This window comes from Pseudomonas xionganensis (assembly GCF_009763245.1).
In the GTDB taxonomy this organism is placed as follows: domain Bacteria; phylum Pseudomonadota; class Gammaproteobacteria; order Pseudomonadales; family Pseudomonadaceae; genus Aquipseudomonas; species Aquipseudomonas xionganensis.
The window spans coordinates 2,567,993-2,581,121 of sequence record NZ_WKJZ01000001.1 but is presented as its reverse complement, the minus strand read 5'-3'; the positions used below and the strand labels follow the sequence as shown (position 1 = coordinate 2,581,121).

Below are 13,129 nucleotides of genomic sequence, written 5' to 3'. Positions count from 1 at the left end.
CTGGATGAAAAAAGCCCGGGCAGTGCCCGGGCTTTTTTCGTTCTGCTGTTGAGCTACACCGATCAGGCGGCTTCCAGCTGCTGATCCATGGCGTCGATGCACTGCTGCATCTGGGTGCGGCAGTCTTCCAGCAGGCGTGGCAGATCATCCTGGCTCAGGCCCGCAGTGGCGATGGCGGGCAGGGCGCGGATCATGATCTGGCCGCTGTTCCAGCGGTTCAGCTGCATATGCTTGACGTAGGTGCTGACGCACACCGGAATAATCGGCACGCCTGCAGCGATGGCCATCTGGAAGGCGCCTTTCTTAAACGGCAGCAGGCCCTGGCCAAGGTTGCGCGTGCCCTCGGGAAAGACCCAGATCGAGGTGTCCTTGTGCTTCAGGGTATCGGTGGTGGTCAGCATGGCCCTTTTCGCCTGGGCCGCATTGCCGCGATCGAGCAGCACATTGCCGGCCAGCCAGTACAGCTGACCGAAAAAGGGCACCCATTTCAGGCTCTTCTTGCCGATGCTGACGGTGCGTTCCGGCACCACGCTGCCCAGTACATAGAGGTCGTAGTTGGACTGGTGATTGGCGACTATCACCGCCGAACGCTGGTGGCCCAACAGGCCCTGCACATCGCGCTTGAGCTTGAGGCGCAACAGCCAAAGGGCTGGCAGGCTGTAGAGCCTGGCGCACAGACGGCTGTTATCCGGGTTGAACGGGCGGCACAGGCCTAGGAGCAGGCCAAGCACGCCGGCGAGGATAAAGTGCACGCCCATGGCCAGCATGCGCAGAAGAAAAAGCATTGAGGTACGCCCGTCACAATAAAGGCCGCGCAGTGTACGGCTGTGCACTGCATCGGGCAAATGTGTCGGATTACCGGTGGTATATCCGCGCCGATTAACTCCACCCGGACGTTAGCTCTGCAGCCCTCGGGTATAGCCCCGGGCACGTCCGTAGAGAGCTGCAGAATGCACAAGCCCGGCACTTGGCCGGGCTTGTGTGCTACGCGGGTCTTTAGCCCAGGTGCTGCTTATCCAGCTCGATGGCCTGATCCAGTGCCTCAAGCAGACCTTTGCGCACTTTCAGCTTGGTGTTCTTGTGCGCGGTCATATTGATCTTTTTCATCTGCTGGGCCACGGCTTGAGCGGTGGCCAGCAACTGCTCGGCCGGCACCACCTTGTCGAGGAAGCCAGCGTCCACGGCGCCCTGGGGGTCAAACATCTCGCCGTTGATCACCGAGCGGTGGAAGGCCGACTTGCGCAGGCGGTCACGGGCCAGTTCGATGCCGGCGTGGTGCATGGTCATGCCGATCTGCACCTCGTTCAGGCCGATGCTGAAAGCCCCTTCGACGCCAATGCGGTAGTCGGACGAAAGCAGGATAAAGGCGCCCTTGGCCACAGCATGGCCAGGGCAGGCGACGATGATCGGGAAGGGGTGAGCCAGCATGCGGCGGGCCAGGCTGGAGCCAGCGGCTACCAGATTGATGGCGTTCTGCGGGCCGGAGGTCATCACCTTGAGGTCATAACCGCCGGACAGGATGCCCGGCTGACCGGTGATGATCACGATGGCCTTGTCCTGCTCGGCGCGATCAAGGGCCGCATTAAAGGCGGTGATCACGTCCGGGGAAATGGCGTTGACCTTGCCATTGCTCAGGGTCAGGGTGGCAATGCCGTCTTCGAGTTGATAGCTGATCAGGTCGCTCATGGTCGGGTTCCTTGTGCTGAAGTGGGGCAGACGTTACTCATCCGCGTCGGCCAGGTAAAGCACGGCGGCTGACTGGCTGGTCAGCGCTCTTGGGGCTTATCTGTCAGGAAACGGCCTCCAAGTTAGCGCAGCGCCTGTCTAAAGGTTGCTGTCAGTATGCCGGGCCTGATCCGCTGTATAGCCTATGGCCGCTGCCGCATTTCATAAGCGCATGAATCTTTTGAAAAAAACTTTTGCTTTTGGGAAAAGGTTCGGCTAGATTAGCGCGCCTCGACAGACAGCAATGCCTGACGAGATCCGGTGAAGTGTCCGAGTGGTTGAAGGAGCACGCCTGGAAAGTGTGTATACGGGAAACCGTATCAAGAGTTCGAATCTCTTCTTCACCGCCACTTTCAAAAACCCCTGAAGGCTGAAGCCTTCAGGGGTTTTTTGTTTTCTGAGCGGTGTATTTGTCCGCGTTGGGCCGGCGCCTGCTAGTGATTCTCCCCGCGCTCATAGCGATCCAGGGTGTCGCTGGCCACCTGGCGGCCAAGCATGATCAGTTCCGGCGCCTTGTAGAACTCGAAGAAGCGGCAGGCGCGTTTGGGCACGTTGATCAGGATGTCCGGCGGGTAGCCGGCGATCTTGTACTGGGCCAGGGAGGTTTGCATCACCTCGAAGCTCTGGTTGATCAATTCCAGCAGTGAGGCAGGGCCGCTCAGGTCGGCCAGTCGCGAGCCGCTGGCGGATTTGGGCATGGCGGCCTTGTCCAGGGCGGGGCGGGCATGTTGCTGCCAGGGGTTGATGGCGGTTTCGGTCAGTTGGTTGGCGGCGTTTTCGAGCAGCAGCAGTTGGTCGTCTTCCCCCGGTTTGCGCTTGAAGCTGGGCAGGCGCGAGCCCAGGTTGTTCATCAGCTGGTCGATGCGTCCCTTGAGCGCCGCCGGGCGTTCGATTACCGGCAGCTCATAGTGTGGGCCGCTGGTTGAGTTGAGGTTGACCGCGACGATCAGGTCGCAGTGGCTGGATACCACCGGCACGATGGGCAGGGGGTTGAGCAGGCCGCCATCGACCAGCATGCGCTTGCCCTGCACCACCGGAGTGAACAGGCTCGGGATCGCCGCGGAGGCGCGCATGGCCTGGTGCAAACAGCCTTCCTGAAACCAGATTTCCTGCTGGTTGGTCAGGTCGGTGGCCACCGCAGTGAAGGGGATGGGCAGGGCTTCAATGTCGATTTCACCGACGATTTCGCGGATCTGGCCGAATACCTTTTCGCCGCGGATGGCGCCCAGGCGGAAACTCACATCCAGCAGGCGCAGTACATCCAGATAATCCAGGCTCTGGGTCCAGTCGCGGTATTCGTTCAGCTTGCCGGCGGCAAAGATGCCGCCCACCACCGCGCCCATGGAGCAGCCGGCGATGCAGGCGATCTCATAGCCACGGGCCTGCAGCTCATCAATCACGCCGATATGGGCATAGCCCCGCGCACCCCCGGATCCCAGTACCAGCGCGATACGCTTGCTCATAAATAATCCCCCGATTTTCTTGTTGCAACATACGCCCGGCATTGCCCGCCGCCAAGGCGCGATTTGCTAGAATCGCCGGCCCGTCGACCCGCATACGAGCGTTGCAATGAGCGAGCCCATACGTTTGACCCAATACAGCCATGGTGCTGGCTGCGGCTGCAAGATTTCCCCCAAGGTGCTGGACGTGATACTGGCCGGAAGTGGGGCGCAGAATCTGGACCCCAGGCTCTGGGTGGGCAATGCCTCGCGCGACGATGCGGCTGTCTACGGTATCGACGAGGCGCGTGGGGTGGTCTCCACCACCGACTTCTTTATGCCGATTGTCGATGATCCCTATGATTTCGGCCGTATCGCCGCGACCAACGCCATCAGCGATATCTACGCCATGGGCGGTGACCCGCTGATGGCCATCGCCATTCTTGGCTGGCCGGTGAATGTATTGCCGCCGGAAGTGGCCCGTGAGGTGATTCGCGGTGGCCGTGCAGTCTGTGACGAGGCCGGCATTGCCCTGGCCGGCGGTCATTCCATCGATGCCCCCGAGCCGATCTTCGGCCTGGCGGTCACCGGCCTGGTGGACAAACGCCATATGAAACGCAACGACAGCGCCACGCTCGGTTGCCGGCTGTACCTGACCAAGCCCCTGGGTATCGGCATCCTCACCACCGCCGAGAAGAAGGCCCTGCTGCGCACCGGGGATGTGGGCCTGGCCCGGGACTGGATGTGCACCCTGAACAAACCGGGCTCGCGTTTTGGCAAGCTTGAGGCGGTGCGGGCCATGACCGATGTCACCGGCTTCGGTCTGCTCGGCCATTTGCTGGAAATGGCCGAAGGCAGCAATCTGACGGCCCGTATCGAGTACGCCAAGGTGCCGCGCCTGCCGGGCGTCGACTATTACCTGGAGCGCGGCTGCGTACCCGGCGGCACCCTGCGCAACTTCGACAGCTATGGCGAGCGCGTGGCGCCGCTGAGTGAGGAGCAGAAGCAGTTGCTCTGTGATCCGCAGACCAGTGGCGGGTTGCTGGTGGCGGTGGCGCCCGAGGGCGAGGCCGAGTTTCTTGCCCTGGCCGCCGAGCTGGGCCTGGCGCTTGAGCCCATCGGCGAGTTGCAGGAGCGACAGCGTTACGCCGTCGAGGTGATCTGATGCGCGAGAACAGCAGCGACTACCGCGAACTCTTTCTTAACGATGTGCCGATGATGGACATGCGCGCTCCGGTGGAGTTCGCCAAGGGCGCCTTTCCGGGGGTGGTGAATCTGCCGCTGATGGATGATGGCGAGCGGCAGAAAGTGGGCACCTGTTACAAGCAGAAGGGCCAGCAGGCGGCCATCGAGCTGGGGCATCAGCTGGTTTCAGGTGCCATCAAGGCCGAACGGATCAATGCCTGGGCCGCATTCGCCAAGGCCCATCCGGAAGGCTATTTGTACTGCTTTCGCGGTGGTCTGCGCTCGCAGATCGTCCAGCAGTGGCTCAAGGAGGAGGCGGGCATCGACTATCCGCGGGTGCTCGGTGGCTACAAGGCCATGCGCAGCTTTCTGCTTGAGACCATCCAGCAGGCCGTGCAGCAGTGTGACTGGGTGCTGGTGGGCGGCATGACCGGCACCGGCAAGACCGAGGTGATCGCCGCCCTGAACAACAGCCTGGATCTGGAAGGCCACGCCAATCATCGCGGCTCCAGTTTCGGCAAGCGGGCCAGCGCGCAGCCATCGCAGATCGATTTCGAGAATGCCCTGGCCGTGGATATCCTGAAAAAGCGCGCGGCGGGTATCGAGCACTTTGTACTGGAAGACGAAGCGCGGCTGATCGGCCGGTGTGCTCTGCCCCTGGAGTTGCACCAGGCCATGCAGCAGCTGCCCCTGGTCTGGCTGGAGGACAGCCTGGCCAGTCGCACCGAGCGGATTCTGCAGGCCTATGTGGTGGAGCTGTGCGCCGAGTTCGTCGACCAGTTGGGCGAGGAGCAGGGTTTTGCCGCCTATGCCGAGCGCTTGCAACAGAGCCTGGAAAATATCCGCAAGCGCCTGGGCGGCGAACGCTACCAGCGTCTGGCGGCGATCATGCAGCAGGCCCTGAGCGAGCAGGGCGCCAGCGGCGCGGTGGATACCCATCGCGGCTGGATCGAGGCGTTGCTGCTGGAGTATTACGACCCCATGTATGTGTTCCAGCGCGAAAGCAAGGCCGGGCGTATCGAGTTCGTCGGCGAGCAGGCGGGGCTGGTGGAGTATCTGCGCCAGCGGCGCGCAGGTTGAACACGGGCACTTTTACCGGATTTATGCGTCTTATTGCCTATCCGATCCACAAGAGGCTACACCCCATGAAGTTGTTGATGCTGTTGCCCGTGATGTTACTGGTATTAAGCGGTTGTGCCGGTAAGACGGCCTACCGGGACAGTTGCGCCAACCAGCTGGATGCCGCCTGGCGCGAGCTGGATATCGCCAAGGCCGATGGTTTTGCCGGCACGGTGAGCTACTCCAAGGCGCTGTCGCTGTTGACGGCGGCCAAGACCCAGCAGCAGTTCGAGGCCTACCGCGGCTGCACCGCCAAGTCCGAGCGGGCGCGTTTCTATATTCGTGAATCCCGGGCAGGGCGCTAAGCGATGCTGCTCGACTTTGCCGCGCTCACGCCCTTGGAGCGCTACCGCTGGCTGGCCTCCACCATCACCCCACGCCCGATCGCCTGGGTGTCGACCCAGTCGCCGGACGGGTTGAGCAATCTGGCGCCGTTCAGCTTCTTTCAGGTGATCAGCGACGATCCGCCGACCCTGCTGGTCAATGTCAATCACCGGGCTGACGGCAGCCTCAAGGATACCCTGCTCAACGTTCAGGCCACGGGCGAGCTGGTGATCCAGCTGGTGTCGTTCGAGCAGGCCGAGGCGATGAATGCCAGTTCGGCGCAGCTGGCCCACGGCCAGAGCGAGTTCGAGCATTGCGGCATTGCCACGGCGCCTTCGCAGCGGGTGGCGCCGCCGCGGGTCGCCGTGGCGGCGGTGGCGTTTGAGTGTCGCGTGGCGCAGATCCTGCCCTATCCGCCGACTGCCGCGAACTGCAATCTGATCTTTGCCGAAGTGCTGCTGGCCCATATCGATGATGCCGTGCTCAATGAGCAGGGCCGCATCGATCCGGCGCGCCTGGATCTGATTGGTCGCCTGGGCGGCGCCTCCTATACCCGCACCACCGAGCGTTTCGATCTGCAGCGGCCGGGTTGAGGGTCAGCGCTGATAGCGGCGCAACAGCCATTTCTCGCTTTCCACCAGGGCGCAGGTCAGCAGCGCCAGCCCCAGGCACAGGCCCCAGGCCGCCAGCGGCAGGCCTGCGGTGGCGAACAGCGCCTGCAGCACGGGCCAGTGACTGAACAGTCCCTGCAGGCCACTGATGCACAGCACCATGCTCCAGACCATGGGATTGTCACGCCAGCCGAAACGCGCCGGCGCCAGCAGGCGGCGGCTGCTGAACAGATAGCCGATTTCGCAGGCGATGATGGCGTTGACCGCCAGGGTGCGGCTGGCCTCCAGGCTCCAGCCCTGCTCCTGGCTGAGGTGGAACAGACCGAGGCTGGCCAGGGTCATCAACGCGGCGATAAACAGCACGCGCCAGAGCAGCTCGCCGCTGAGCAGGGGCGCGGCCGGGTCCCGTGGCGGGCGCTGCATCAGGTCGTCCTCGGCGGGCTCGAAGGCCAGGGCCAGGGCCAGGGTCACGGCGCTGATCATATTGACCCAGAGAATCTGCAGCGGGGTGATCGGCAGCACCAGGCCCAGGGTGATGGCTACCAGCAGGATCAGGGCCTGGCCGGCATTGGTCGGCAGGATAAACAGGATGGACTTGCGCAGGTTGTCATAGACGGTGCGGCCTTCCTCGATGGCATGGGTGATGGTGGCGAAGTTGTCGTCGGCCAGCACCATCTGCGCTGCCTCCTTGGCCGCCTCGGTGCCCTTGATGCCCATGGCCACGCCGATGTCGGCACGCTTGAGCGCCGGTGCGTCGTTGACGCCGTCGCCGGTCATGGCCACCCGCGCCCCGCTGGCCTGCAGGCGCTGCACCAGGCGCAGCTTGTGCGCCGGGCTGGTGCGGGCGAAGACGCAGGTGTGCGGCAACAGGCGGTCCAGTTCGGCGTCGCTGAGTTTGTCCAGTTCGTTGCCGGTCAGGGGCTGGCCGCCGCTCAGGCCCAGGCGCGTGGCGATGGCGCTGGCGGTGCCGGCATGGTCGCCGGTGATCATCTTCACCGCGATGCCGGCACTGTGACATTCGGCGATGGCGGCGATGGCTTCCTCCCGGGGCGGGTCGAGCATGCCCACCAGACCCAGCAGCACATAGTCGCCATTGAGGTCTTCGTAGTTCAGTTCATGCTGCGGCGCCGCCAGCGGTCGCATGGCCAGGCCGAGCATGCGCAAACCCTGACTGGCGCCGCTGTTCAGGGCCTGATGCCAGTGGCGGATGTCCAGGGCTTCGGCGCGGCCGTCGCGCCACTGGCGGTTGCACACTGCAAGCAGGCGCTCCGGGGCGCCGATCATATAGATCAGGCCGTGATGGGCGTGATCGTGGTGCAGGCTGGCGGTGCAGCGCTGCTCGGAATTGAAGGGGATGGCATCGACCTGGGGCAGCAGCTGCGCTTCATGGCCGTGCTGCAAACCAAGCTTGCCGGCCAGGGTCAGCAGCGCCGCCTCGGTGGGGTCGCCGGTAATGCCCCAGCCCTGGTTGTTGCTGAACAGGGTGGCATTGTTGGCCAGCAGGCCGGCGCGGGCCAGTTCAAGCAGATCGTGAGACTGGGCAATATCGCAGAGCTGGCCGTCGTCGCAGTGCAGCTGGCCTTCGGGGGCATAGCCGACGCCATCGACCCGGTAGCAGTGGGCTGCGGTAAACACCTGCTGCACGGTCATCTCGTTGCGGGTCAGCGTGCCGGTCTTGTCCGAGCAGATCACCGTCACCGCGCCCAGGCTTTCCACCGCCGGCAGATGGCGGATGATCGCCCGGCGCCTGGCCATGTGTTGCACGCCCAGGGCCAGGATAATGGTCAGCACTGCCGGCAGGCCTTCGGGGATGGCCGCCACCGCCAGCCCCACGGCGGCCATCAGCATCTCGCCCGGGCTGTAGTCGCGCAGGCCGACGCCGAGGATAAAAGTGAGGGCAGCCAGGCCCAGGATGATCAGGGTCAGCAGCCGGGCAAAGCGGGCCATATCCGCCAGTAGCGGGGTCTGCAGGCCGTCGACCTGCTCCAGCATATGGCTGATCTTGCCCAGCTCGGTGTGTCCCGCGGTGGCCACCACCACCCCGGCGGCGCTGCCGGCGCTCACCAGGGTGCCGGAATAGGCCATGCAACTGCGGTCGCCCAGGCTGGCCTGGGCGACGACGGCGTCGGGCTGCTTGTCCACCGGCAGGGATTCGCCGGTCAGGGCCGCTTCCTCAATGCGCAGGTCGCGGGTTTCCAGCAGGCGCAGATCCGCCGGTACCCGGTCGCCGGCTTCCAGCAGCACCACATCCCCGGGCACCAGTTGTTCGGCGCTGATGCTTTGCACCTTGCCGTCGCGTCGTACCCGGCTTTCCAGGCTGAGCATGCGCTGGATCGCGCGCATGGCCTGCTGCGCCTTGCCTTCCTGGATAAAACCGACGCAGGCGTTGATCAACACCACACCCAGGATGACTGCAGCGTCGAGCCACTGGCCCAGCAGCAGGGTGACCAGGCAGGCCGCCAGCAATACGTAGATCAGCAGGTTGTGGAACTGCAGGGCAAAGCGCTTGAGCGGACCGGCGCTCTTGCGTGCCGGCAGCTGATTGGGGCCATGCTCGGCCAGGCGCTGGGCGGCTTCCGGGCTGGCCAGGCCCTGGGCATCGCTGGCCAGTTGCTGGAGGCTGTGTTCGGCCGGCTGGCTGTGCCAGTCATGGGCGTGAGGGGCTGGCATGGGGGACTCCACTGTGACTCGGACTTCAGCCTAGTCAGGATCAACACCGCTAATCTTGGCCTGGGTCAATTAATGGGCCAGGCGGGCGAACAAGTTCGTCAGCAAACGTGTCATGCGCCTATGCGCTCGCCATGGCGCGCAGTAGCATCGAGGGTCTGTCATAAGGAGTGAGCCATGCGCGTCAAACTGGATGCTGTGCTGCAGTCGGTCAATCAGGTTCTGCTGGGCAAGGAACCCCAGGTGCGACTGGCCCTGACCTGCCTGCTGGCCCGCGGTCATCTCTTGATCGAAGATCTGCCCGGCATGGGCAAGACCACCCTCAGCCAGGCCCTGGCCCGCGTGCTGGGCCTGAGCTTTCAGCGTATTCAGTTCACCTCCGACCTGCTGCCCGGCGATATCCTCGGCACCTCGGTGTTCGACAAGGATACCGGGCAGTTCGTCTTCCATCCCGGGCCGATCTTTGCCGAACTGCTGCTGGCCGATGAGATCAACCGGGCCACCCCCAAGAGCCAGAGCGCGCTGCTGGAGGCCATGGAGGAGGGCCAGGTGACCATCGAAGGGGCGACCCGGCCGCTGCCCGAGCCGTTCTTTGTGATCGCCACGCAGAACCCGGTGAGCCAGGGCGGCACCTTCGCCCTGCCGGAGTCGCAGCTGGACCGCTTTATGATGCGCCTGTCCCTGGGCTACCCGGGCAAGGCGGCGGAGAAGGCCCTGCTGTTGGGCGATAGCCGGCGCAACCTGTTGCCGACCCTGCAGCCGCTGCTGGATCACCGCGAGCTGGCGCAGATCCAGGCGCAGATTCCCCAGGTGCGGGTCAGTGATGCCCTGGTCGACTATGTGCTGCGCCTGGTCGAAGCCACCCGCACCCAGGCCCAGTTCGCCTGGGGCCTGTCGCCCCGGGCCAGCCTGGCGCTGCTGGCGGCGGCACGGGCCTGGGCCTATCTCGATGGCCGTGACTATGTGATCCCCGAGGATGTGCAGGCGGTATTGCCCTCGGTGGTCAGTCACCGCCTGCGCGAGCAGGCCGATCCGGCCGGCCACGGCGGCGGCAGCCTGGTGCAGTGGCTGCTGCGTGAGGTGTCGGCGCTTTGATCGCCCAGCTCAAACCCCGCTGGAACCGCTGGCTGGCCCGGCGCATTCCAGCGGCGACCAGCGTGCGGCTGAATCAGCGGCGCATCTTTATCGTCCCCAGCCGGGTCGGCCTGGCCTTTATGCTGGCGCTGTTATTGATGCTGCTGACAGCGATCAACTACCAGAACAGCCTGGCCTATGGCCTGACCTTTCTCCTGGCTGCGGTGTTTGTCGTGGCCATCCTGCATACCTACCGCAACCTGGCCGGGCTGGTGCTCAAGGCCGCGGGGGCGCCGGCGGTGTTTGCCGGTGAGCAGGCGCGCTTCAACGTGCGCCTGGAAAGCCGCGAGCGGCCGCACCAGGCCATTGCCCTGGGCTGGCCGCCGGCTCCCTTACAGATCCAGGACGTGGCCGGCGGTGGCCTGAGTGAAGTGCAATTGACTGTGCCGGCCGAGCGCCGTGGCTGGTTGCGCCCGGGCCGGCTGCGGGTGGAGAGCCGCTTCCCCCTGGGCATTCTGGTGGCCTGGAGCTGGGTCGACCTGGATCAGGCGGTGCTGGTCTATCCTCGCCCCCTGGCGGGTGAGTTGCCCCAGTCCATGGGACTGGACGAGGATCAGGAGGAGGGCAGTCGCGCCCACGGCCAGGGCGCCGACGACTACCAGGGCCTGAAGAACTACCAGCCCGGCGACTCCAAGCGGCGCCTGCACTGGAAGGCCTATTCCCGTGGCCAGGGCCTGCTGGTCAAGGATTTCGCCAACCTCAGCGGGCGCGACCCGCAGCTGGATTTCGAGCAGCTGGGTGGCGATGTGGAAACGCGCCTGTCGTTGCTCTGCGACTGGGTGCTGGAGCTGTCCGAGCGCCAGCAGCCCTTTGCCCTGCATCTGCCGGGTTTTCATGTGCAGGTAGCGGGCGGCGAGGCCCATCGTGAGGCCTGTCTGCGTGCGCTGGCGCTGTTCGGGGTGGCGCGATGAGCGCGTTGCAGACGATTCCGCGGATCAGCCTGAGCTGGCTGCTGGTAGCCCAGGTGCTGGTGATCATTCCCCACCTGGGCCATCTGCCGCCCTGGATCATCGTGCTGTGGCTGGGCTGCGCGGCCTGGCGTATCCAGATCTACCGCATGCGCGCCGGCTACCCCAATGCCTGGGCCAAGGCCGGGCTGATTGTGGCCGTGGTCGTCGGCGTGCTGCTATCGCGCGGCAGCCTGATCGGTCTGGATGCCGGGGTGGTGGTGCTGATCGCCGCCTTCGTGCTGAAACTGCTGGAAATGCGCAGCCGGCGCGATGCCCTGGTGCTGATCTTCCTCGGCTTCTTCGCCGTGGTGACCTCCTATCTGTTCAACGACAGCATGCTGGCCGCCCTGTTCAGCCTGTTGCCGGTCACGGCGCTGCTGGCGGCGCTGATCGGCCTGCAGCAGAGCGCCCTGGCGGCGCAGCCCCTGGCCACTCTGCGCCTGGCCGGCGGCTTGCTGCTGCAGGCGGTGCCGCTGATGCTGCTGCTGTTTGTGTTCTTCCCGCGCATGGGCCCGCTGTGGTCACTGCCGCTGCCCAAGGATCGCGCCACCAGCGGGCTGGCCGAGAGCATGACGCCGGCGGATATCGCCGAGCTGAGCCGTTCCCCGGCCCTGGCCTTTCGCGCCAGTTTCGAAGGCGCCACGCCGCCGCGCAGCGAGCTGTACTGGCGCGCCCTGACCCTGGAACACTTCGACGGTCGGCGCTGGTCGCAAGCCGGCGCGGCGCAGCTGGAGCGCCAGCCCAGCTGGGAAAAGCGCGGCGCCAGCCTGAGCTACAGCATCATCATGCAGCCCAATTCACAGCGCTGGCTGTTTGCCCTGGACGTGGCCGAGACCGGCCTTGAAGGCACCCGGCAGCTGAGTGATTTTCGCCTGCAGCGGCGTCAGCCGGTGGAGCGGGTGTTGCTGTATGAGGCGGTGTCCTGGCCCGAGTCGCTGCGCCAGATGCAGCTGGATGCGGCCAGCCTGCGGCGCAATCTGCAGCTGCCCGCAGAGGGTGAGCCGCGCAGTCGCGCCTGGGGCGCCGAGCTGGCGCGCCAGTACCCTGAGGCCGAGCAGCTGGTGGCGGCGCTGCTGAGCCATTTCAACCGCGAGCCCTATGCCTATACCCTGCGCCCGCCGGCGTTGGGGCCGAACAATGTCGACGATTTCCTGTTCGAGACCCGCAGTGGGTTTTGCGCCCACTACGCCGGGGCCATGGTCTTTGTGCTGCGCGCCGCCGGCATTCCGGCCCGCGTGGTGGCTGGCTACCAGGGCGGTGAATTCAACCCGTCGGGCAACTATGTGCAGGTGCGTCAGTTCGATGCCCATGCCTGGGTCGAATACTGGCAGCCCGGGCGCGGCTGGCGCAGCGTCGATCCGACCTTCCAGATCGCCCCGGAACGCATCGAGCTGGGCCTGGAAGAAGCCCTGGCAGCCGAACAGAGCTTTCTCGAAGACTCGCCGCTGTCGCCCTTGCGCTATCGCCAGCTGGGCTGGCTGAACCAGTTGCGTCTGAGCTGGGACAACCTCAACTACGGCTGGCAGCGCTGGGTGCTGGGCTATCAGAGCGCCCAGCAGCTCAAGGTATTGCAGCGTCTGCTGGGGCGTATCGACAGCCGTTCGCTGATTCTCGCCCTGGTCGGCGGTGGCGGTCTGCTGCTGGGCCTGCTGGCGTTGTGGCTGTTCAAGCCCTGGCGCCGCGAAACGGACCGGCAGCAGCGGGTGTTCCGCGCCTTTGAGCAGCTGTTGGCGCGCCATGGTCTGCGTCGTCAGCCAGGGGAAGGAGCCCGCGACTTTGCCCAGCGCGCGGCTCGGGCGTTGCCGCATCAGCGCGCGGCAATCATGGCCTTTGCCCAGGCCTTTGAAGCGCAGCGCTATGCCGGTGAAGCGGGCTCGCCACGCCAATTGCGGCAACAACTCAGGGCTTTGCGCCGAGCCCTGCCTTGGCGCCTAAGCCGAATTGAGGGCGAACATTGATGCTTATGGGGGATGCC

Annotated in this window: 11 protein-coding genes and 1 tRNA gene; 8 read left to right on the top strand and 4 right to left on the bottom strand. The window is 65.0% G+C overall.

Annotated elements, in window-relative coordinates:
- Positions 1-62: 62 nt before the first annotated feature.
- Together GJV18_RS11990 and GJV18_RS11985 are read right to left on the bottom strand one after the other, a co-directional pair.
- Complete coding sequence (locus tag GJV18_RS11990) at positions 63-785, bottom strand: 1-acylglycerol-3-phosphate O-acyltransferase (protein ID WP_160345709.1); 723 nt, start codon at positions 783-785, stop codon at positions 63-65.
- Between the two features lie 211 nt (positions 786-996).
- Positions 997-1,686, bottom strand: coding sequence for a crotonase/enoyl-CoA hydratase family protein (locus tag GJV18_RS11985; protein WP_160345707.1), 690 nt, complete (start codon positions 1,684-1,686; stop codon positions 997-999).
- A 299-nt stretch (positions 1,687-1,985) separates the two neighbouring features.
- On the opposite strand from GJV18_RS11985, the gene GJV18_RS11980 reads away from it, so the two are divergent.
- Positions 1,986-2,075, top strand: a tRNA-Ser gene (locus tag GJV18_RS11980).
- A gap of 84 nt (positions 2,076-2,159) precedes the next feature.
- On the opposite strand, the gene GJV18_RS11975 is transcribed toward GJV18_RS11980, so the two are convergent.
- On the bottom strand, positions 2,160-3,188 hold the full coding sequence (locus GJV18_RS11975) for a patatin-like phospholipase family protein (protein WP_160345705.1): 1,029 nt from the start codon (positions 3,186-3,188) through the stop codon (positions 2,160-2,162).
- Between the two features lie 106 nt (positions 3,189-3,294).
- On the opposite strand from GJV18_RS11975, the gene selD reads away from it, so the two are divergent.
- From selD to GJV18_RS11955, 4 genes are all read left to right on the top strand, one after another.
- Positions 3,295-4,329: a selenide, water dikinase SelD gene (selD, locus tag GJV18_RS11970; RefSeq protein ID WP_160345703.1), complete on the top strand. Its 1,035-nt coding sequence runs from the start codon at positions 3,295-3,297 to the stop codon at positions 4,327-4,329.
- Complete coding sequence (gene mnmH / locus GJV18_RS11965; protein ID WP_160345701.1) at positions 4,329-5,429, top strand: tRNA 2-selenouridine(34) synthase MnmH; 1,101 nt, start codon at positions 4,329-4,331, stop codon at positions 5,427-5,429. The genes selD and mnmH overlap by 1 nt, the downstream gene beginning before the upstream one ends.
- A gap of 65 nt (positions 5,430-5,494) precedes the next feature.
- Positions 5,495-5,773, top strand: coding sequence for a hypothetical protein (locus GJV18_RS11960; RefSeq protein WP_160345699.1), 279 nt, complete (start codon positions 5,495-5,497; stop codon positions 5,771-5,773).
- A 3-nt stretch (positions 5,774-5,776) separates the two neighbouring features.
- A complete protein-coding gene (locus GJV18_RS11955; RefSeq protein ID WP_160345697.1) occupies positions 5,777-6,385 on the top strand; it encodes a flavin reductase family protein in 609 nt (202 codons plus the stop codon).
- Between the two features lie 3 nt (positions 6,386-6,388).
- On the opposite strand, the gene GJV18_RS11950 is transcribed toward GJV18_RS11955, so the two are convergent.
- Entirely contained in the window at positions 6,389-9,073 is a 2,685-nt protein-coding gene (locus GJV18_RS11950) for a cation-translocating P-type ATPase (protein WP_160345695.1), read from the bottom strand.
- Between the two features lie 174 nt (positions 9,074-9,247).
- Here GJV18_RS11950 and GJV18_RS11945 point away from each other — a divergent pair, with 174 nt between their 5' ends.
- From GJV18_RS11945 to GJV18_RS11935, 3 genes are read left to right on the top strand one after another with little or no spacing between them, the layout of a single operon-like run.
- Positions 9,248-10,165, top strand: a complete 918-nt coding sequence (locus tag GJV18_RS11945; protein ID WP_160345693.1) for an AAA family ATPase — start codon at positions 9,248-9,250, stop codon at positions 10,163-10,165.
- Positions 10,162-11,115, top strand: coding sequence for a DUF58 domain-containing protein (locus GJV18_RS11940; RefSeq protein ID WP_160345691.1), 954 nt, complete (start codon positions 10,162-10,164; stop codon positions 11,113-11,115). The genes GJV18_RS11945 and GJV18_RS11940 overlap by 4 nt, the downstream gene beginning before the upstream one ends.
- Positions 11,112-13,112, top strand: coding sequence for a transglutaminase TgpA family protein (locus GJV18_RS11935; protein ID WP_160345689.1), 2,001 nt, complete (start codon positions 11,112-11,114; stop codon positions 13,110-13,112). Before GJV18_RS11940 ends, GJV18_RS11935 begins: the two co-directional genes overlap by 4 nt.
- Positions 13,113-13,129 lie beyond the last annotated feature (17 nt).

Excerpts from the sequence above, each read along its gene's own strand:
- GJV18_RS11990 (WP_160345709.1), bottom strand. The coding sequence starts at position 785 with ATGCTTTTTCTTCTGCGCATGCTGGCCATGGGCGTGCACTTTATCCTC.
- GJV18_RS11985 (WP_160345707.1), bottom strand. The coding sequence starts at position 1,686 with ATGAGCGACCTGATCAGCTATCAACTCGAAGACGGCATTGCCACCCTG.
- GJV18_RS11975 (WP_160345705.1), bottom strand. The coding sequence starts at position 3,188 with ATGAGCAAGCGTATCGCGCTGGTACTGGGATCCGGGGGTGCGCGGGGC.
- selD (WP_160345703.1), top strand. The coding sequence starts at position 3,295 with ATGAGCGAGCCCATACGTTTGACCCAATACAGCCATGGTGCTGGCTGC.
- mnmH (WP_160345701.1), top strand. The coding sequence starts at position 4,329 with ATGCGCGAGAACAGCAGCGACTACCGCGAACTCTTTCTTAACGATGTG.
- GJV18_RS11960 (WP_160345699.1), top strand. The coding sequence starts at position 5,495 with ATGAAGTTGTTGATGCTGTTGCCCGTGATGTTACTGGTATTAAGCGGT.
- GJV18_RS11955 (WP_160345697.1), top strand. The coding sequence starts at position 5,777 with ATGCTGCTCGACTTTGCCGCGCTCACGCCCTTGGAGCGCTACCGCTGG.
- GJV18_RS11950 (WP_160345695.1), bottom strand. The coding sequence starts at position 9,073 with ATGCCAGCCCCTCACGCCCATGACTGGCACAGCCAGCCGGCCGAACAC.
- GJV18_RS11945 (WP_160345693.1), top strand. The coding sequence starts at position 9,248 with ATGCGCGTCAAACTGGATGCTGTGCTGCAGTCGGTCAATCAGGTTCTG.
- GJV18_RS11935 (WP_160345689.1), top strand. The coding sequence starts at position 11,112 with ATGAGCGCGTTGCAGACGATTCCGCGGATCAGCCTGAGCTGGCTGCTG.